Source organism: Corynebacterium yonathiae, from assembly GCF_027570195.1.
Classification (GTDB): Bacteria; Actinomycetota; Actinomycetes; order Mycobacteriales; family Mycobacteriaceae; genus Corynebacterium; species Corynebacterium yonathiae.
In genome coordinates this window covers 16,440-35,525 of sequence record NZ_JAKMUZ010000015.1, presented here as the reverse complement: position 1 = coordinate 35,525, position 19,086 = coordinate 16,440, and the positions used below count along the sequence as shown (strand labels likewise).

The following is a 19,086-nucleotide window of genomic DNA, read 5'->3' as shown; positions in this document are numbered from 1 at the left end:
ATGGCACCTTTTATGGTCGAAGAGACCTGTGGATAAGTGTGCAAAAGGAAAATAACTATAGTTTTGAATACAAATGGGTGGGTTAATAAAAACATGGTCGAGGTATACACACATCATTTTGAAGTATTAGGGGTTGTTGGATCAACTGAAAGAGACCCAATGAGTTGCTAGATCAACTGTGCTGTATAAACTACTAAATAGAGACCAACTGAAGGGGTAAATCGATGCGTGTGGACCAGAGTGTGGCATGGGGCGATTTTGTTGCTATGCAGCAAGCGCTCCATGCACAACTATCCGCACAGATGCAGAATGGATCGAATTTGAGCGAAGCAGACTACGCGGTATTGGCCGTGCTGCATCGCCGCCGTAGAATCCATACGCGACCACATGAATTGGCGGCGGAACTCCAGTGGGAAAAGTCCCGCCTGCATCGTCAGTTAGTGCGCATGGAGTCCCGAAAATTAATTTCCAGGCGCGAAGCTCCAGAGCTAGGAACTCGCGCTATTGAAGTCACAGTGACGGAAAGGGGAAGCACTGCTTTCAGTACGGCAATCGCGCGCCACACCGCCGCGATTGATGAGATCGTGGTGTCCACCCTTAGTGATGAAGACCTACAAACTTTGGGCAGGATTTCGCGTAAGCTACTGCGCGGGCTAGCTACCAAAGAGGTGGCGTCGGAAAGCTAGGCCTTAGCACGTACCCGCGCATGCAAAAAGGGCACCCGCCAAAATGGCGGGTGCCGTAAAAGATTGACTAGGGGTGGCCTAGGAAATCTTGAGGACGGTGCGTCCGTGGTGGGTTCCTTCGAGGAGGGTTTTGGATTCCTCAACTACGTCAGACAGTGGAATCGTATTGGTTAGGGACTTGAGGATGGATAGGTCCAATTTCTGAGCCAGCAGCTGCCAAGCGTTTTGGCGGTAGTGCAGTGGGGCGTCTACGGAGTTAACGCCTGCTAAGTGCACATTGCGCAGAATGAATGGCAAAACGGTGGTGGGCAGGTCCGGGCCTGCAGCCATACCGGTGGAGGCGACGGTGCCGCCCCAGACGATCCGAGCCAAAACATTAGCCAAAACGTGGGATCCGGAGGTATCAATCGCACCGGCGTAGGTAGCCTTTTGCAGAGGCTTTCCGGCCTCGGCAAACTCAGCGCGGTCCACAACAGTGTGGGCGCCGAGCTCGTGGAGATATTGGGAGTAGTCGTCCGGGCGGCCGGTCATGGCGTGGACCTCGTAGCCGGCATTGGACAGCAGGTTCACAGCAATGGAACCAACGCCACCGGTGGCACCGGTGACCAAGACGGGGCCTTCGGGAAGCTCGCGCAGAGAATTGACGCACAGCGCGGCGGTGTAGCCCGCGGTGCCGACGGCAGCAGCCTGCTCTGCAGTGAAGTCGGCGGGGAGCGCGACAGTAGCCTGCGAATTGACGCGCTGCTTCGGAGTGTAGCCACCGTGGCGGAATTCACCCAGACCATCACCGAAGGAAGCTACCAAAGTGCCAACCGGAAGACGCTCAACGCTGGATTCGGCAACGGTGCCGACTACGTCGATGCCTGGTACCAGTGGACTAGTGCGCATGACGCCGCGGTCACCAGCAATGGCCATGGCATCCTTGTAGTTCAGAGAAGAATAAGAAACATCAACGGTAAGGTCGCCCTCGCCAAGGAACTCTCCTTCTTCAAAGGAGGTCCTTACGGATTTATCTTCGTTGCGAGTAACAAGTAGCGTGCTCATGCTCACCATCGTACGTGAGTTGTGATGCAGAGTTTTAACAGTGAATCTCCCGGGAATCTTTCAGGCTCGCTTGTTAACTTGAACAACATGACGATGACCACGGCATCCACCCGCATCTCGCGCCAGATTGGTGCGCCGGGCGCGCCCGCCAAACGCACGCTGTGGCGCAACGCTGCCTTAGCTTGCGTGGTCGTTTTAATAGCTATCGCCGTAGCTACGGTGGGTAAGCCGTTTATTGAAATCCCCGGCCTGATTGATGCCTCTGCGCATGCCCGCCGCAGTTTAGATCTGCAGATGTTCAACGGCTTTAATAACCCTCATCCGTGGTGGGGCCCCTAGACTAATACCTTTGGCAATATTGCGCTGTTTATACCTCTCGGCGCGTGCTTGGTGGTGATGGGGCAAAATTCGCGGCACGTCCGCTTCGGCCGGGGAGGAACCATCCTCTCCGCAGTGGGGCTCAGCTTGGGTATCGAAATTACCCAGTACCTATTTTCGCTAGGGTTTAGTGACATCGACGATGTGGTTTTTAATACTGTCGGCGCGTCTCTGGGGGCGTTTCTAACTAGCCGCTGTAGTGCAAAGGCACAGCTGCGAGCTGTGCGCGTCATTGGCTGGGCTGCGGCGCTAAGCTTGGCTGCTCTCGCTGCCGCCGTAGTGGCCGGTGTGATTGTCTAACTTCCTAGAGTGACGCGGTGGCCAAAGTTAAACATATCGAGGGAATCTCCCTCCTCGAGGCACTCAAACATTCCGAGAGGAGCGGTCGGAACTATGCCGGTGACCTGCGAAACCCCGTAATCGTTGATTAGTGTCGGCGCCAGCGGGGTAGAGGGGCCGAGAACCACATTGAAAGACTCGCGGGAGAGTTCGAGCAGACGGGGAGCCGTTTTATTTACGAAAGCGGAGCCGGTAATGAAGACATAATCGCACTCGGGCAGGATATATTCGGCAGCGGAGTCGGGGTAGTCGCCCTCATTCAGTGAGCGCTCTAACATATAAAAATCGCCCGCCTGACTGAGCTCCTTGGGTGCGAAAGGGAAGTGGCCGATGACTGCCACCTTTTTACCAGCGACGGCATCGCGGAAGGGATCGAAGATATGGGGCCAGGGGGCGTCGGCAAGCGCAAAGCCATACTCATCGGCCACAGAAGGCGTGGCGTAATAAGAATTAAGCGCGGCCATGCCGAAGGAAGCCTCCGAGAAATTCCAACTCTTAGCCAGTTGCGCGATGGCGCGAAGGGGGACCCCGGAGTATTCAGCACGCATCTGAGCTGGGCGAGAGGAAGCGGACATGGTCATGGCAATGCCGCAGCTGGGGCTTTCGGTGTAGATGCGGGTCCACCGTGGGCTTTGGGCAGCGCGGGAGACCACTATGTCACGGGGAATGGCGTCGATGAGGTCATCGTAGAGATCCCAGGCAGACATGTATAAACCAGCTTTCCCTAGTTGCTTCGCACTCTTTGTGTGAAGGCAGTGTAGTCGAATTAGCTTGGACTAACCTATAGCTTTAGTCACATATATTCGCTACGGCGTGTGCTGTCTGCTTGGCAAAAGGGCTTACACCTGTAATAGTTGCGGAGCCGGGTCCGGTCCAGGTGCCGTAGCCCACGAGGAATAGGCCGTCGACGGTGGGGGAGGTGCCGTCAAGAAGCCCGCGGATAGGCCGGAGGGCAGGCCGGAAGCCGGTACACCAGATGAGGTGGTCTGTGTTGACCTCATCGAGGGAAGAAAACATTGGAGTGGCCTGCAAGAGACCGGAATCCCGCGCCCTCAGAACCGGCGGGACCATCACAATATCGCCCAGGTTCGAATCCGCGCCGGGATCTGGTTCGCCGTGCAGCATTGCGTTGAGCCGGGCGCGATTGCGCTGAAACAGGACTCGACCATCAACATCATCGGGCATCCACCGCGGGGAGCTGCGGGTATACCAGGTGGTTTCCACACCGGAGAGAAGAAGCTCCGCCGCGATTTGGGCACCGGAATTGGCCGCGCCCACGACCGCCACGGTAGATCCGGCAAAGTCCGTGGGGCCTGGATAGAAGGCGGAATGCCATTGCCTTCCGCCAAAAGTACCGGGGTAGTAGGGGATAAAGGGAGCGGACCACGTGCCCGTGGCTGCCACGACTGTGCGCGCGGTCAGCTGCTCTTTACCGGCAAAGACATGGAAACAAGCGCCGTCATGGGTAACTTCATCTACCGTGACTGGCCGGCGGATGGGCAGTTCATAACGCTGCTCATAGCGGGCAAAATAATCAATAACGTGGCTGGCCGGCGGAAAGCTCTCGTGATGGGGCATGGGCCATCCGGGCAGGTTGGAGGAGGCGGAATTGCTAAAGAGCGTAAGTGAGGGCCAGGTATGGCGCCACGCTGCGCCGGGGCCGGATTCAGCATCCAGAAGGACAAAATCTAGGCCCTTTTTGCGCAAGTAATAGCCCACCGCAAGACCCGCCTGGCCGGCACCGATGACTATGCAGTCCAACATCAAATAAGCTTTCTCTCTCGCGCCACGGTCACTGCGGCGGTGCGGGTTTCCACGCCCAATTTTTGGAAAATGTGGATGAGGTGGGTCTTGACCGTGGCCTCGGAAATGAAAAGCTGCTTGGCTAGTTCCTTATTGGAGGAACCGCTAGATAACGCCCGCAGGATTTCCAACTCGCGCGCGGAGAGCGATTCTTGCGGCTGGCCCACACGCTGGGCGAGGAGATCCACCACCTCCGGTGCTAGGGTGCGGCGGTGCGCGGCGGTATTGAGGACGGCTTCGTGCAACGCCTGCTCAGGGGAGTCCTTGAGTAGGTAGCCCAGCGCGCCGGCTTCCACGGCGGCGAGGATATCAGCCTGCGTGTCATAGGTGGTCAAGATGAGCACGGGCGGGCCGCCGGCGTCTACTACGCGTTTGGTGGCTGCTATGCCGTCCATGCCGGGCATCTGGATATCGCAGACCACAGCGTCTACCTGCGGGGCATCCGCAGTAAAAAGCTTATCCACATCCGCGCCGGTAGAGCCTTCCATGACTACCTCGACATCGGAGAAGGTATTGAGGATGGCGCGCAGGCCGGCGCGGACAACTGGGTGGTCATCGATCAGCATGACATTAACCATTGTTTCGCTCCTCCAGCGGGATACGGACGGCCAAGGCGGTGCCCTCGCCTGATTCTAGGTTCATGGTGCCACCCACGCCCTCGACGCGGCCACGCAGGCCGGAAAGCCCGAAGCCATGATCCGCGCTCTCGGGTCCCGGCGAGGCGGATAGTCCGCGTCCATTATCAACGACGTCCAAGGTCACCGCATCTTCGAAGAGGCCGAGTGTGACCACCGCGCGCGAGGCGTGAGCGTGTTTGATCACGTTATTGAGACCCTCTTGTGCGGCTCGAATAATGACCTCTTTAATCCGGGCAGGCACCTTGCCGCTGCCGGAAACCACCAGTTCAAAGGTGGTGTCTTTTCCTAAGGCCTTCACGCGGCTGCGCATCTGGGACAGCAGGGAATTGAGCTGGGTTTCTAGTCGTTCATCGGGCCCGGCGAGCTCACGGACGAAGCGGCGGGCCTCGGCCAGATTCTCGCTGGCAACTTCCTCGATGACTGCCAGCTGTTCTTCCTTAGTTTCTGGATCAGTGGTGCCACGGGCCGCACGGGAGAGCAGCAAGATAGAACTGAGGCCTTGTGCGACGGTGTCATGAATCTCGCGGGAGAGCCGCTCACGCTCCTCCAGACGGCCGGCTTGGTGTTCGCTTGCGGCCAGCTCGGCTTGGGTTTCGCGCAGCTGCTTGGCGATGTCCCTGTGGTGCGCCGCCTCCGCCTGCAGCCGCCGCTGGATGAAAAAAACCGCGGTTGCAAAGGCGGTACCGATAAGCGGTCCTACAGCCGCAGCGATGGACCAGCCCTCGGGATGTAACCAGGCGGGGATGAAAGCGGCCGCCGCCCACAGTATGGCGATGGAGACCAACCCAGGCACAGTGGGCAAGGCGCGCAGAAAGACAAAAATAAGTGGGAACTCCAGCCACATGAAATCCTGCGCGTGGACCATCAAGCCCAGCCACAGGAGGCAAAGTCCACCCAGCCACAGCCACGTGGGCAACCAGCGTTGCGCGGCGTATACCACGGCGAGTACAACGGCTAAGCCAATAACGCGGGCATCGAGCCGGTTATCCACATATGCGCGCGCTACGCCGAAGACCAGCAGAAACGTGAACATGGCGTGCAAACCATAGACCCATAATTTTTGTCCTTTAAACACAACCACCCAGGATATCCGTGCAAGGGTGGACAGTGAATCAACCACTTGGTTGACCACAGGTTCAGCGAGCTGGCCGATTACTTCTGACCTGCATAAAGCGAACATAGAAGTATGTTCCTAGCAATCAGAGAAATCACCACAGCGCGCGGCCGCTTCGCGCTCATTGGCGGCACGGTTGCGCTCATTACCCTTTTGCTCGTGATGCTCTCCGGCCTGACGGAGGGCCTGTCCAAGCAAAATACTTCCGCTTTGGAGTCCCTGGAAAAGGAGTACCCATATATTTCCTTCTCCACCGATGACCCCTCCTTTAGCGAATCCGAGATGCACGCTGGCGATATCGCCAGCGACGGTATCCCCCTAGGCGCGGCGCAGACCAAGCTGGAGGGTCACGGCGGCGTTGCTGTCCTCAGCTTACCGGCCGGCACCCAGGTTCCGGGCACCGATAAGACCATTCCGGAGCAGGGCGTGCTCCTGTCAGATTCCATTGATGCGGCCGATACCGTCACCCTAGGTGGCGCCGACTTCTCGGTGGAGGGCACCGTCCCGGAGACTATGTACTCCCACTCTGAGGTGGTGTGGGCCTCTACGGAGTCCTGGCAGCAGATTAGCCACGCCCCGAAAGGCATCATCGGCACCGCTGCACTGTATAAATACGAGGTTCCCGGATCCGTCAAAGTGTCCAAGTCCTTCGCCGGCCTGGCGGCCTATCAGTCTGAGCGCGGCTCGCTGCTTACCATGCAGGGCTTCTTGTACGGCATCTCCGCGCTGGTCACCGTCGCTTTCTTGACCGTTTGGACCATCCAGCGCACCCGTGACCTGTCCATCTTGCGCGCGCTCGGCGCCACCGTGCGCTACCTGTTGCGCGATGCCCTGGCGCAAGCCGCCATCATCCTGGCTGCCGGCACCATTGCGGGTGCCGTCGTTGGTTGGGGGCTCGGCGCGCTTGCCTCCGGCACCGTACCCTTCGATGTTTCCCCACGCACCATCGTTGTTCCCGCGATTGGCATTTGGGCCCTCGGCATGGCCGGCGCCCTTGTTGCTACCCGCCGCGTAGCTAAAGCCAACCCACTCGATGCTCTTGGAGGAAATGCTTAACATGTCCACCATTCTTGATATTCGCAATGCCACCGTGACCTACCAGGACGGCGAGACAACCACTACCGCGCTTGCCGACGCCTCCCTTAAGGCCGAGTCCAATACCCTGACCGCCATCGTGGGCGAGTCCGGTTCTGGTAAATCCACGCTACTATCCGTAGCCGCTGGGCTTATCACCCCGGATTCCGGTTCCGTACAGGTGGATGGCACCCGGTCCATCATCTTTCAGCAGGCCAACTTGCTGTCCGCGCTCAATGTGCGCGACCAACTATTGATTATGGATCACATCGCTGGCAGCAAGCTGCGCCCACAGCGCGCCGATGAGCTATTGGATTTTGTGGGCCTGGCAGGTATGGGAAACCGCCGCATGGGCCAGATGTCAGGCGGCCAGCGCCAGCGCGTCAATATTGCCCGTGCGCTCATGGAGCAGCCAGACCTGCTGCTGGCGGATGAGCCTACCTCTGCGCTCGATTCTCACCTTTCTCAGGAGATCATCCGCCTTTTGCGCGATGTCACCCAGGAGATGAATACCGCTACCGTGCTGGTGACCCACGACCGATCCCTGCTGACCTTCGCTGACCGCGTGGTTGAGGTCAAAGACGGTCACGTTTCCGAGCAGGAAAAAGTTTCCGCGCTCAGCTAACGCCGCATCACCAGCAACCGTGCGATTGCATGGGGCACCGCCGCGGCAATCTGGGAGGCAGAGCAAATCCCGAAGCCGTCCGGGGTGTGGGCGGCAATAGCGGCAGCGTGTTGGTGTATGGCTGCGGCGTGCAAGATCTCCGTAATGATCTCCTTCGCATCCACCTCAGCGATATTCAGCTGGGCTAGCGTGGCGCCAAGGATGCCAGAAAGTACGTCACCGGAGCCGGCGGTAGCTGCATAGGAGTGCCCCGCGTTCATGCCATAAATTTCCTGACCGGGGGCCGTGACCGTGGTGATCCGGCCCTTGTGCAGGATAAAACAGTCGAGCGCTAAGGCAAGCTCCTGCAGGCGAATGCCTAAGCCCTCCGAAAGATGGAGTGCGCGGCCAAGCGTAGCCGTATATAGCCGCTCAAATTCCCCGGCATGTGGGGTAAGGACCGCGCAAGGATGATCGCGCACAAGTTCGCGCAGATCCTCATTTGTGGCGAGAACCGTGAGCGCATCCGCATCGATAACTGTAGGCAGCTTGCGGGCCAACACACCCCGCAATTCCGCTGCCGCTTCCGGCCCGGTTCCTCGCCCTGGGCCTACTACCCAGGCTTGGGCGTGGACCTTTTCTTCAGCGCTTGCATGGGGCACTACCTCTGGCAGGCTTGCGACCACAGAGTCATTACCCACGACGCGGACCATGGAAGGCGTGGCGCGCACCGCGCCCGTGGCGGCGAGTATGCCTGCGCCGGGAAAGGTACTGCTGCCAGCGCATACCGCGGTAACCCCGCCGGTGTACTTGGTGCTTTTTGCCCCCGGCGTCGGATCCAGGATTGGCCCCGTGCAGCCCACCGGCTTTGGGGCGGAAACCTGGCCTTGGTCACCCGTGAGTACCGGCTCGGGTGGCCACTGATAGGGCAAGGGGATGGTGGGTTCATTGGCGATATGGCCCACCGGTTCTGCGGTGGCAGACAGCTCTTCCGCAAAGGAGCGCGGGGCGCCAGGCAGGAGCAGATCGCAGAGCACCACCTCGCCGCATTCCGGGGCAAAGACGTGTCCGGCACGGGCCCAGCCAAAGCTAATGGTCACGTCCGCTTCCACCGCATCGGTCGCAGCCACACCAGTATCGGCGTTAATCCCGGAGGGAATATCCACCGCTAGGACTGGAATTGCACGCTTTTTGGCTTCGGCATAGGCGCTGAGCGGGGCACCGGAAAGGCCGCGGGTGGAGGCGAGGCCGGCGACGGCGTCGATAAGCAGATCGGCATCCCCCAGACTGTGCACAATGGTCCCACCGGCCGCGGTAAACGCCTGCAGTGCGGTTTCGTGGGCGCTATTCGCGGCGAGGATGGCCTCCACTGAATAACCGTCCTTAGCCAGGAAAGCGCCAGCGTAGAGGCCATCGCCGCCATTGCCACCCGGACCGGCGAGGATCGTCACACGCCGCTGGTGGCCCAGCATGGCTGCGGCCGTGGCTGCTACGCCGCGCGCGGCCAGGCGCATGAGCTCATCGTCGTAGTTTTGTTGAGCTAGAAGGGAATGCTCCGCCGCGCGGACGGCAGCAACGCTATAGGCATGTCGCATGCCCGCCAGGATAGGCCTTTAAAGCGCAGGTTGACAGGTCGGACACCAAAATAGGTTGCGCCCCTCCATGACTCTTTCGGCCACCGGGGTGCCGCACACATAGCAGGGCAGGCCGGCGCGGCGATAGACGTAGACCTCCCCGCCATGGTCGTCTTTGCGTGGTTCGCGCCCCATGGCCTCGGGAGAATGTTCGGGCCGCACCGTATCGATGCGGCCGTGCTCCACCCCGTACTCCATCAGATCCACCAGGTCGGCCCACGTGGCGTCAAAGGTTTCACGGGAAACGTCTCGGCCCGGCAGGAAAGGGGAGAGGCCATGGCGAAAGAGGGTTTCCGCGCGGTAAATATTGCCCACGCCGGCATAGAGGTGCTGGTCCATCATGAGCGAGCCGATGCTGCGCCGCGACCTGTGCACCTTGGCCCATAAAGCCTCCACATCGGCGTCCGCGCGCAGCGGGTCTTGGCCCACCTTGCCCAATTGTGCGCGGTAGTCCTCCTCAGTAAGGAGGCGGCAAAACTGGGGTCCGCGCAGGTTGGCGGCCTCTGTGCCATTATCAATGCGCACCCGAATCTGTCCGCCGGTTTCCTCGCGGGGCTCGAAGCGCAGCTTGCCGATGAGCCCTAAGTGAATATAGAGAATATGCCGTGGATTCTGGGCGGTGAAGTGTACAAAAAGGTGCTTACCGTAGGTCTCGGCCAGCTCGATGCGCTCGCCATCGAGAAGCTCGGCCTCCGCAGCGAAGCGTCCCTGCGGGCTGGTCACCCTTAGCGGCATGTCGCGATAATCCGCGTTGAATTTATTGGCTAGGCGATGGATGACGTGACCTTCAGGCATAGAATTCAGTCTAACCGGGAAGAATTTTCGGCCAAACCTGGCGCTAACCAGCTCACTTATTCGGGAGGTGACAATAGCGTAAACTCGAAATGCGGAATGATTTAACTCAGGGGAAGGCTTTCAAATCATGACGCACAAAATCGGCTTTGACCGCGAGAAATACATCGAGCTGCAGTCAAAGCACATCCACGCCCGCCGCGAGGAAATTGGCGGAAAACTCTACTTGGAGATGGGCGGCAAACTTTTTGACGATATGCATGCCTCCCGCGTGCTGCCCGGCTTCACCCCGGACAATAAAATAGCGATGCTGGAGCGCATCAAAGAGGACGTAGAGATCCTCATTTGCATCAACGCGAAGGACATCTCCCGCCAGAAGGTGCGCGCTGACCTAGGCATCCTTTATGAAGATGACCTGCTGCGTCTTGTGGATGTATTCCGCAGCCGCGGATTCTTGGTGGAAAACATCGTCATGACCCAGCTGGAGGAGGGTAACTCCCAGGCCGAGGCCTTCATTGAAAAGGCAGAACGCCTTGGCCTCAAGGTGGCCCGCCACCGCGTTATCCCTGGTTACCCCACCAATACAGACCTTATCGTGTCCGAAGAGGGCTTTGGCCGCAATGAATTCGCGGAAACCTCCCGCGATCTTGTCGTTGTCACCGCGCCGGGACCTGGTTCCGGCAAGCTGGCCACCGCGCTCTCGCAGGTTTACCACGAGCACCAGCGCGGCAATAATGCCGGCTACGCCAAGTTTGAAACTTTCCCTATCTGGAATCTTCCCCTCGAACACCCCGTGAATTTGGCCTATGAGGCCGCCACGGTGGATCTCAACGATTCCAATATTATTGACCACTTCCACCTATCCGCCCATGGTGAATCCACCGTGAACTATAACCGCGATGTGGAAGCATTCCCGCTGCTGCGCACGTTGTTGGAAAAGCTCACCGGCGCCACTCCTTACCAGTCTCCGACGGACATGGGAGTGAATATGGCTGGGTTCTGCATTACTGACGACGCCGTGTGCTGCGCTGCCGCCCAGCAAGAAATCATCCGCCGCTACTTTAAAGCGCAGGTGGAAGAGGCTCGCGCTGGCCTGGGTACCGAACAATCTGAGCGTGCCGCAGTCATCATGGCTAAGGCCGGCATCAAGGTAGAAGATCGCCCCGTGGTGGCTCCTGCTCGCCAGCGTGCGGAAGAAACGGGTGAGCCAGCCTCTGCTATGCAGCTGCACGACGGCACCATGATCACCGGCCGTACCGCGCCCCTGTTGGGTTGCTCGGCTGCGATGTTGCTGAATGCACTGAAACATTTGGCAGGCATCGATGACGATATCCACTTGCTTTCCCCCGAATCTATCGAGCCGATTCAAACGCTTAAGACCAAGCACCTAGGTTCCAAGAATCCACGCCTGCATACCGACGAGGTACTCATCGCTCTGTCCGTGTCTGCAGCGAAGGATGACAATGCTCGCAAGGCACTGGAACAGATCAAGGAGCTTGCCGGGTGCGACGTCCACACCACCACCATCTTGGGTTCGGTGGATGAGGGAATCTTCCGCAACCTTGGCGTGCTCGTGACCTCTGATCCCGTCTTTGCCCGCAAGAAAGCGCTGTATCAAAAGCGCTAGGTTCTGCGTATTAGAGGGTCGGCCCTTTCAGCCCCGTGCTGGAGGGGCCGCAGTCTTATAAAGAAGAACTACAAGATTGGGGATCTATCCTGCTGCAGGCCTAAGATTGGGGCGTGACTATTGGCAAAGTTCTCCTGTATTACTGCTTTACCCCCATCGAAGATCCCACTGCAATCATGCTGTGGCAGCGCACCCTGTGCGAGTCCCTGGGGCTCAAGGGGCGCATCCTCATCTCCGAGCATGGCATCAACGGCACCGTTGGCGGCGATATGGAAGCCTGCAAGCGCTACGTTCGCCAGACCAAGGAATACCCAGGCTTTAAGCGCATGCAGTTCAAGTGGTCCGAGGGCGGAGCGGATGACTTCCCACGCCTTTCGGTCAAGGTGCGCGATGAAATTGTGGCCTTTGGCGCGCCGGGTGAGCTGAAGGTGGATGAAAATGGTGTCGTCGGTGGCGGTGTGCACCTCAAACCAGAAGAAGTCAATAAGCTGGTAGAAGAACGTGGCGAGGAAGTCGTCTTCTTTGATGGACGCAACGCCATGGAGGCAGAGATTGGCAAGTTTAAAAATGCCGTCGTGCCCGATGTGAAAACCACGCATGACTTCATCGAGGAAATTGAGTCCGGCAAGTACGACTGGATGAAAGATAAGCCGGTGGTGTCCTATTGCACCGGCGGTATTCGCTGCGAGATCCTGTCTTCGTTGATGAAGAATCGTGGTTTCAAAGAGGTCTACCAGATTGATGGCGGCATCGTGCGCTATGGCGAAAAGTACGGCAATGATGGCCTGTGGGAAGGCTCAATGTACGTCTTTGATAAGCGCATGCACCATGAGTTTGGCCAAGGGCTCCAGGACCCAGGTTTTATCCAGCTGGGCCATTGCGTGCACTGTGGCAAAGGCACGAATACCTTCCACAACTGCATCAATGAAGATACCTGCCGCCAGCAGGTGCTCATCTGTGATGACTGCATCCAGCATGTAGAAACGCAGCACTGCGGCCGGCCAGATTGCGCCGAGGTAGCAGCGCAGCTAGCCAAGCAGGAGAGCTAATCGCGCGCCGTTTCCTTGTGGAAGCAGCTCCACCACCACTGTTGCCACGTGGCGGTGTGCGGGTTGCCGGGCGGATAGATGATGCCGGTAGGTGTGTGTAGTTCGGTCACCGGGCTGATGCCGTGCAGCGAGTTGAGGAACCACACGGGGCATTCGGCGGCGAGCTCCAGGGTGAGCGGGCGTGTTTCGGTCCGTATGCCTAGGGCCGCGGCGCGCCGGGTGACCTGGTGCAGCGTGATGCTGGGCAGCGCAGTCCCGGTGGGGAGGACAAGAGTCTCCCCGTCCCAGGCGACGAGCGCGCCGGTGGTGGTCTCCACCATGGCACCGGAGGAATCCACGATGGCGGTGTCATCGGTGCCGTCTACCTGGTATTTGGTGCGGTAGTGTGCCAGCGCTGGGAAATCGGGGCCCTTGACTAAAGGTTGTGAGCGCGGGTCGGGTGCCAGCGCATAGGTTAGCCGGGTGACTGGGCGCGCTGGGGGAGCAGGGCGAATATCAAGGCGCAGTTCTCCGGCGGTTAGCGAGATGCGGGGAAAAAGATCGCCAGGGGCGAAGCGCTGCCGCATCGCGGGCACGAACCCGGCGGGAAGCGGCCCCGCCACCGACTCGAAGCGCTGGAGGTGAAGGCGAAGGGCGTTTGAGTAGGTGTCGCCAAGCATCCGCCAAGAATCCGCAACGTCAAAGGGGCCGGGATGGGGTTGGCCGGGAATAAAGCTGCCTTCGTGCCAGAGATGGGTGTTCATTGCCATGCCCTCAACACGGACTGCGCCTTGAGGTTGCGCTCTTCTAGCTCGGCGGCGGGTTCCGAATCCAAAACGATGGCCCCGCCGGCCCCGATAGTGACCTCACCGTCCGCGCGTACGGCCGTGCGGATGACAACGCTGAGGTCGGCTTGCCCATCGAAGCCTAGATAGCCCACCACGCCGGAGTAGACCCCGCGAGGGCCGGTCTCGAGCTGATCGATGATTTCGCAGGTGCGCAGCTTCGGCGCACCCGTCATCGAGCCGGGAGGAAAGGCAGCGCGGAGGGCATCGACCGCAGTGGCATTGGCGCGCAGCTGTCCGGTAATGGTGGATACCAATTGATGAACCGTGGCATAGCTTTCTACCTGCATCAACTTCGGTACGCGCACACTTCCGGGCTCGCATACCCGGGAAAGGTCATTGCGCAGCAGGTCGACGATCATGAGGTTTTCGGCGCGTGTTTTCGGGTCCGTGGTCAGCAACGCGGGATCTTGGTCGGCGGAGATAGTGCCCTTAATTGGTTTGGCCTCCACCTCCCGGCCGCGCACGGTGAGGAAGCGCTCAGGCGAGGCGCTGCAGACTTCCACGCCGTCGAAGACGAGGTGCGCGGCATAGGGGGCGGGATTGTGCGAGCGCAGTTGGGAATAGAGCTCCCCCTCGGCCGCGGCCGAGTAGGTATCGGTTAGGCAGATCTCGTAGCTCTCGCCGGCGTGTAGGAACCCTTGGGCGCGCTTAATCCGCTCCAGGTAGCCGGGGCTGTGCCAGGAGCCCGCGCTTAGCGACGCCCCGCTGCCCTCCCCGGCGTCCTGTGGCCCATCTGCTTCCAAGGCGGCTTCTAAGCGGTCAAGCAGGTGATCAGCGCCGTCGCCAGCCAGGCAGCACAGATGCGCGGTTTCTTGCTGGTGGTCATAGACGATAAAGGACTGCGGCCGCACAAAATAAGCATCTGGGTAAGGGGAGCGGTGGCTGAGCTCAATGGGCAGGGTCAATTGGGCGCACTCATAGCCCAGGTAGCCGATAAGCCCGCCGCTAAAGGGGAGGTCCGGTGCATCGATGATACGGGTGGCGAGCTCGCGATCGAGGAGGGTGAGGATATCGGGGGCGTCACCAAGCCGATAGCGGAAAGAGCGACTCAACGCGCCAGCAGTATCGCCGAGGATGGAGTAGCGCCCGCGCGGATCCGCGGAGTCGAGGAAGAAAGCATCTTCTCCCTCGGCGCGCAGGGTGGCAAAGACCCGCGGGCAGTCCACCGCGCCGGGCACCTCGCGGTGGAGCAGGCGGAACCCACCCAGGAAGTTGCGCATAATATCCCGGCCGTGCTGGGTGAGCACCGACTCCGGGTGGAATTGCACGCCCCAGTGCGGCAAACCATCGACCTTGAGCGCTTGAATGATGCCATCCTCGCTGCGCGCATGAACAGTGAATCCGGGTGCCTCTTCTAGGTGCAGCGAGTGGTAGCGCACTACCTCGAAGTTTTGCGGAATTCCGGCAAAGATCCCCTTGCCCGAGTGGCTAAGGGTGGAGACAAAACCGTGGCGCGGTTGCGGCGCGCGAGACACCTGGGCGCCGGCCAACAGGCCCAGCCCTTGGTGGCCAAGGCATACGCCCAGCACCGGTATCTTGGCCGCTGCTGCGGCAGCGATGATGGCTCGGGCAGTGCCGAAGTCCTCCTCCCGTTCAGGCGTTCCTGGCCCAGGAGAGATGACCACGTGAGAAAATTCGCCAGCACGCACGCGCTCGGCCAGACCTTCTGCCTCGCCGGCAGCAATAACGAGTGGGTGGCGGCCGTCTACCTCTGCAATGAGGTGAGCCAGGTTGAAGGTATAAGAATCGTAGTTATCAAGCAGGAGGATCATAGGGAGGGGGTTCTATGCGGCAGCCGAGTCCATGAGAAATAGCTGGATATCGGTGATGGTCCACAGCATGAAATTGCAGGCCATCACCCAGAAAATGGCCATCCAACTGCGCCAGCGCAGATAGCGGTGTAGCTTGCGCACCATGATGATGGCGCAGCCAATCATGCCGCAGAAGGGGATGATCGGGGTAGTAAGGCTAAAGAAGGTACGTTGTCCATCGGTGCAGAGCCACGTGGCGCTGCCATCCTCGCATAAGGGACCCCCGGCAAGCCTAGTGATGAGAGCTACCGCAAAACCATAAAGCGCCGACAAAACAAGGACGCCGAGCATGTACCAGACGGCCTGCCGGGTGGAGCGGCGGTTGGCAGCGGCAACCTCCAAGGGATCTGGCTCATCGGCCAGCTCATCAAAGCTCCGCGGTTCCGGGCGGCGCAGATTGGCGTAGTCCGCATCAGAAGTGAGATCGTTTTCGGGATGCTCGGGTCGCAGGCTCATGCCCCAATCTTAACCGCAGGATGGGTGGACCAAGATGGGCACCCGAATATGTGGCAGTAGCTCTGTAGCAGTAGAGCCCAAGAATACGCGGGCGATGGGGCCTTGCGGGGTGGAGGCCATAAGCATGAGATCGCCCTTTTTCCACTTGAGCGAATCTACCGCACCGCCCCAGCCCGCGCCGGACCCAATTTCAGAGGTGACATCCAGCTCGGGGAATTTCTCCTGAATGCAATCGCGGGCGCGGTCCAGCATGGCAAGGGAATCCTCGAGCCATTCCGCCGCCAGCTCGAGCGCCATATCGTGCTTATCCTTAGAAGGGGTATTGAGCAGTCCCTTTGCCGAAAAGGCCAGCAGGCGCAGCGGCAGGTTCCAGCGATTGGCCAGCTCGGCCGCGGCGAGCATCTCATGATCCTCGCGCGGGCTGCGTTCGGTGATGGCGAAGTTAAAGCGGGTGACACCGTGCTTGGACAGCTTTACCTTGCGAGGCACCAAGCCCAACGGCTGAGGAGAATAATGCAGCAAGGTATCGGCCGTAGAGCCGGCGAAGAAACGCCCCTTGGGTGCGGCCTGGTTAGGCCCCAAAATGATGAGGTCTGCCTCGAATTTCTTGGCCATTTCCGTCAGTAGCTGGGGGCGCGAAGGGCCGTCGACCAATAGGGAGGGTTTCTCATCCCAGCAGCTACGCGGCACGCCGGCCTTATCGAGGGCGGCACGGGTAGCGGCGGCACAGGCCTCCTGTTGTCCTTTAAACCATTTTTTATATTTTCCACCGAGCTTGCTAAGGGACGTAGTAGTCCACGGCTGGAACACAGTAGAAATGACTCGCACTTGGGTATCGGCGGTACGGGAAAGCCACGCGGCGCAGTCCAGTGCCTCGGTGCCGGAGGAGGAAGGACTCCAAGAAATGAGAATGCGAAGAGGTTTATCGGCCGAGCCCTTGTTCAAGGCTGGGAAATGCCCATCGGAAGATTCAGTTACCATACTGTACGAACTAGTGAGAGATTACGGTTTTCGCTTCTCTCAATTATCACGTTAAGCCCAAGAAAAATGAAATCACTGCGGGCGAAACTAGTGCTGTTCGCCGTTCATTGTGGGGCGATAGACATCAGCCAGCTTGGAGATGACGGTGGCAACCTCGTTAGCGGTGTCCAAATCCTTCGGCTCTAGCCACCGCATGATCTCAGCCAAGGCCGAGGCGCGCTGTTGCGAGACGATGGCGAGTTCGGATTCGCCCAATTGCGTCAGTGCTACTAGGACGCCGCGGCGGTCTTCTTCATCGCGGTGGCGTTCCACGTAGCCGCGGCGCTCTAGCTGATAGAGCGCATTGGAGGCGGTGGGCATGCGGATAAGCTCTGCCTGCGCGATGGTGGAGACGCGGGATGGGCCGCGCATACGCAGCTGGTTCATGATGGAGACCTGGGAGGTGGTCAAAGAAGAGCCCTCCGCCGTGCGCTGGAAAATAAGGATGAGCTTATTGAGCGCCGGTTGGATTGAACGCGCGACCTCGACAGCATCCTCGTATGTAGACGGGGATTGAGTGAGGTCCTTCTCCTCATGTTGCTGCGTCATAGAAAACGATTGTATAGCTCGTTTTCCCTGCGCGGTAGTTCGGTGGCTAAAAATTAGCTTCCGGCAATAAAATCTTCTAGCTCTGCGCGTGCCACGTCATCGGCCTTTTGGACCGGTGGGGACTTCATCAGGTAGGACGAGGCGGGAAGCACTGGGCCGGCAACCCCGCGGTCGAGAGCAATCTTGGCGGCGCGCACCGCATCGATGATGATGCCCGCAGAGTTAGGGGAGTCCCAGACCTCCAGCTTGTATTCCAAGTTCAGCGGTACTTCGCCGAAGGCGGAGCCTTCTAAGCGGACATAGGCCCACTTGCGATCATCGAGCCATTCCACGTAATCGGAGGGGCCGATGTGTACATTGCGGTCCTCGCGCTTGCCGGCGATGGGGGAGTTGTGCAGATTCGAGGTTACGGCCTGGGTCTTGGAAATCTTCTTGGATTCGAGGCGCTCGCGTTCGAGCATATTTTTAAAGTCCATGTTGCCGCCCACATTGAGCTGCATGGTGCGCTCCAAGCGCACGCCGCGGTCTTCGAAGAGCTTCGCCATGACGCGGTGGGTAATGGTGGCGCCCACCTGAGACTTAATATCATCGCCCACGATGGGCAGGCCGGCGTCCTCGAATTTTTTCGCCCATTCCGGATCAGAGGCAATAAAGACCGGAAGGGCGTTGACAAAGGCGCAACCGGCATCGATGGCCGCTTGGGCGTAGAACTTATCGGCTTCCTCAGAGCCCACCGGCAGGTAGGAAACTACGACATCGGCGCCGGATTCGCGGAGTATAGCGGGGACGTCGGCAAGCGGGGCTTCTGATTCCGCGATGGATTCTTGGTAGTAACGCCCCAAGCCATCCAGGGTAGGCCCGCGCTGCACGGTAACGCCCAGCTCCGGGACTTCCGTAATGGAGATGGTGCAATTGCGGGAGCTGCGCGTGGCCTCCGCAAGGTCCTTGCCCACCTTGTCCGCATCCACGTCAAAAGCGGCGACGAATTCCAAATCGCCTACGTGGTACGGGCCAAACTGGGTATGCATCAATCCGGGAATGTCTGCATCGGCCGCGGCGTTGCGATAAAACTCCACGCCCTCAATAAGGGACGTGGCGCAGTTGCCGACGCCCACGATGGCGACCTTTACTTTTTCGGACACGGTCTACTCCTTTAACTCCATGAGTTGTGGCTGTCAGTGACTGCGTAAGAGTAAGCCAAAAATTATGCCCTACGGTGGCATAACACCATGTGGATCGATCAAGAAGAGGTAATTAGGATAAGCCGGGTGAGTTCTATTGCCTATAAGCATGTGCTCTCCCACGAGTGGGAGCGCGCCCACCATCTCCGCGAATTTCGCGCCGGGCAGCTCACCCGGGAGGATGTGTGCGATGCCGATTTTTTGCTGCGTGCCGCAGCCGAGCACCACGGGCGCACAATGGACAAGGAATGCCCCGTCTGCGGCGAGCCTTTGCGGCTCACACGCTGGGTCTATGGCGAAAATCTCGGCCGCCGCGCGGGGAGCGCCCGCAGTGACAAAGAAATAGCGGAGTTCGTGGCCGAGGGCTTGGAGTTTACGGTGCACGAGGTAGAGGTATGCCGCCAGTGCCGATGGAACCATTTGTTGCGTTCTGCTACTGCATTTAACGCGTGTTAGTTTC

General features: G+C 59.4%; 21 protein-coding genes. 8 read left to right on the top strand and 13 right to left on the bottom strand.

Features of this window, described 5'->3' with window-relative positions:
* Positions 1-224: 224 nt before the first annotated feature.
* Positions 225-686 carry a MarR family winged helix-turn-helix transcriptional regulator gene (locus tag L8V22_RS08520; protein WP_238801531.1) on the top strand — a complete coding sequence of 154 codons (462 nt, stop codon included), beginning with the start codon at positions 225-227 and terminating at the stop codon, positions 684-686.
* Positions 687-764: 78 nt separating this feature from the next.
* On the opposite strand, the gene L8V22_RS08515 is transcribed toward L8V22_RS08520, so the two are convergent.
* Positions 765-1,739, bottom strand: a complete 975-nt coding sequence (locus L8V22_RS08515) for an MDR family oxidoreductase (protein ID WP_338028271.1) — start codon at positions 1,737-1,739, stop codon at positions 765-767.
* A gap of 78 nt (positions 1,740-1,817) precedes the next feature.
* On the opposite strand from L8V22_RS08515, the gene L8V22_RS08510 reads away from it, so the two are divergent.
* Together L8V22_RS08510 and L8V22_RS08505 are read left to right on the top strand one after the other, a co-directional pair.
* Positions 1,818-2,069 (top strand): hypothetical protein, encoded by a 252-nt coding sequence (locus L8V22_RS08510; protein ID WP_238801529.1) that lies wholly within the window; start codon positions 1,818-1,820, stop codon positions 2,067-2,069.
* An 18-nt stretch (positions 2,070-2,087) separates the two neighbouring features.
* On the top strand, positions 2,088-2,408 hold the full coding sequence (locus L8V22_RS08505; RefSeq protein WP_269966464.1) for a VanZ family protein: 321 nt from the start codon (positions 2,088-2,090) through the stop codon (positions 2,406-2,408).
* Here the strand turns inward: L8V22_RS08505 and L8V22_RS08500 are convergent.
* The 4 genes from L8V22_RS08500 to L8V22_RS08485 all read right to left on the bottom strand — a co-directional run bounded on the left by L8V22_RS08500 (position 2,405) and on the right by L8V22_RS08485 (position 5,921).
* Entirely contained in the window at positions 2,405-3,154 is a 750-nt protein-coding gene (locus L8V22_RS08500) for a DUF364 domain-containing protein (RefSeq protein WP_238801527.1), read from the bottom strand. The two genes, L8V22_RS08505 and L8V22_RS08500, sit on opposite strands and share 4 nt — an antisense overlap.
* An 82-nt stretch (positions 3,155-3,236) precedes the next feature.
* A complete protein-coding gene (locus L8V22_RS08495; protein ID WP_238801526.1) occupies positions 3,237-4,211 on the bottom strand; it encodes an NAD(P)-binding domain-containing protein in 975 nt (324 codons plus the stop codon).
* Positions 4,211-4,828: a response regulator gene (locus L8V22_RS08490; protein ID WP_238801525.1), complete on the bottom strand. Its 618-nt coding sequence runs from the start codon at positions 4,826-4,828 to the stop codon at positions 4,211-4,213. The genes L8V22_RS08495 and L8V22_RS08490 overlap by 1 nt, the downstream gene beginning before the upstream one ends.
* A complete protein-coding gene (locus L8V22_RS08485; protein ID WP_238801524.1) occupies positions 4,821-5,921 on the bottom strand; it encodes a sensor histidine kinase in 1,101 nt (366 codons plus the stop codon). The genes L8V22_RS08490 and L8V22_RS08485 overlap by 8 nt, the downstream gene beginning before the upstream one ends.
* Positions 5,922-6,074: 153 nt before the next feature.
* Here L8V22_RS08485 and L8V22_RS08480 point away from each other — a divergent pair, with 153 nt between their 5' ends.
* Positions 6,075-7,058, top strand: coding sequence for an ABC transporter permease (locus L8V22_RS08480; protein WP_238801523.1), 984 nt, complete (start codon positions 6,075-6,077; stop codon positions 7,056-7,058).
* A 1-nt stretch (position 7,059) separates the two neighbouring features.
* Positions 7,060-7,701: an ABC transporter ATP-binding protein gene (locus L8V22_RS08475; RefSeq protein ID WP_238801522.1), complete on the top strand. Its 642-nt coding sequence runs from the start codon at positions 7,060-7,062 to the stop codon at positions 7,699-7,701.
* On the opposite strand, the gene L8V22_RS08470 is transcribed toward L8V22_RS08475, so the two are convergent.
* Both L8V22_RS08470 and L8V22_RS08465 read right to left on the bottom strand, forming a co-directional pair.
* Entirely contained in the window at positions 7,698-9,275 is a 1,578-nt protein-coding gene (locus L8V22_RS08470) for a bifunctional ADP-dependent NAD(P)H-hydrate dehydratase/NAD(P)H-hydrate epimerase (protein WP_238801521.1), read from the bottom strand. The two genes, L8V22_RS08475 and L8V22_RS08470, sit on opposite strands and share 4 nt — an antisense overlap.
* An 18-nt stretch (positions 9,276-9,293) precedes the next feature.
* A complete protein-coding gene (locus tag L8V22_RS08465; RefSeq protein ID WP_238801520.1) occupies positions 9,294-10,109 on the bottom strand; it encodes an Fpg/Nei family DNA glycosylase in 816 nt (271 codons plus the stop codon).
* A gap of 127 nt (positions 10,110-10,236) precedes the next feature.
* Here L8V22_RS08465 and L8V22_RS08460 point away from each other — a divergent pair, with 127 nt between their 5' ends.
* Both L8V22_RS08460 and trhO read left to right on the top strand, forming a co-directional pair.
* The gene (locus L8V22_RS08460) at positions 10,237-11,733 is read left to right on the top strand and encodes a DUF1846 domain-containing protein (protein WP_238801519.1); all 1,497 of its coding nucleotides are present in this window, start codon (positions 10,237-10,239) and stop codon (positions 11,731-11,733) included.
* 113 nt (positions 11,734-11,846) lie between these two features.
* The gene (gene trhO / locus L8V22_RS08455; RefSeq protein WP_005326978.1) at positions 11,847-12,782 is read left to right on the top strand and encodes an oxygen-dependent tRNA uridine(34) hydroxylase TrhO; all 936 of its coding nucleotides are present in this window, start codon (positions 11,847-11,849) and stop codon (positions 12,780-12,782) included.
* On the opposite strand, the gene L8V22_RS08450 is transcribed toward trhO, so the two are convergent.
* The 6 genes from L8V22_RS08450 to L8V22_RS08425 all read right to left on the bottom strand — a co-directional run bounded on the left by L8V22_RS08450 (position 12,779) and on the right by L8V22_RS08425 (position 18,587).
* Complete coding sequence (locus L8V22_RS08450; protein WP_238801518.1) at positions 12,779-13,525, bottom strand: aminotransferase class IV; 747 nt, start codon at positions 13,523-13,525, stop codon at positions 12,779-12,781. The genes trhO and L8V22_RS08450 overlap by 4 nt on opposite strands.
* A complete protein-coding gene (locus L8V22_RS08445) occupies positions 13,522-15,381 on the bottom strand; it encodes a chorismate-binding protein (RefSeq protein WP_238801517.1) in 1,860 nt (619 codons plus the stop codon). Before L8V22_RS08445 ends, L8V22_RS08450 begins: the two co-directional genes overlap by 4 nt.
* A gap of 12 nt (positions 15,382-15,393) precedes the next feature.
* On the bottom strand, positions 15,394-15,876 hold the full coding sequence (locus L8V22_RS08440) for a hypothetical protein (protein ID WP_238801516.1): 483 nt from the start codon (positions 15,874-15,876) through the stop codon (positions 15,394-15,396).
* A 9-nt stretch (positions 15,877-15,885) separates the two neighbouring features.
* Positions 15,886-16,857, bottom strand: a complete 972-nt coding sequence (locus L8V22_RS08435) for a universal stress protein (protein WP_238801515.1) — start codon at positions 16,855-16,857, stop codon at positions 15,886-15,888.
* A gap of 87 nt (positions 16,858-16,944) precedes the next feature.
* Positions 16,945-17,445, bottom strand: coding sequence for a MarR family winged helix-turn-helix transcriptional regulator (locus L8V22_RS08430; RefSeq protein ID WP_238801514.1), 501 nt, complete (start codon positions 17,443-17,445; stop codon positions 16,945-16,947).
* Between the two features lie 53 nt (positions 17,446-17,498).
* Positions 17,499-18,587 carry an inositol-3-phosphate synthase gene (locus L8V22_RS08425; protein WP_238801513.1) on the bottom strand — a complete coding sequence of 363 codons (1,089 nt, stop codon included), beginning with the start codon at positions 18,585-18,587 and terminating at the stop codon, positions 17,499-17,501.
* A gap of 87 nt (positions 18,588-18,674) precedes the next feature.
* On the opposite strand from L8V22_RS08425, the gene L8V22_RS08420 reads away from it, so the two are divergent.
* Positions 18,675-19,082: a DUF5318 family protein gene (locus tag L8V22_RS08420; protein ID WP_238801512.1), complete on the top strand. Its 408-nt coding sequence runs from the start codon at positions 18,675-18,677 to the stop codon at positions 19,080-19,082.
* Positions 19,083-19,086: the final 4 nt, after the last annotated feature.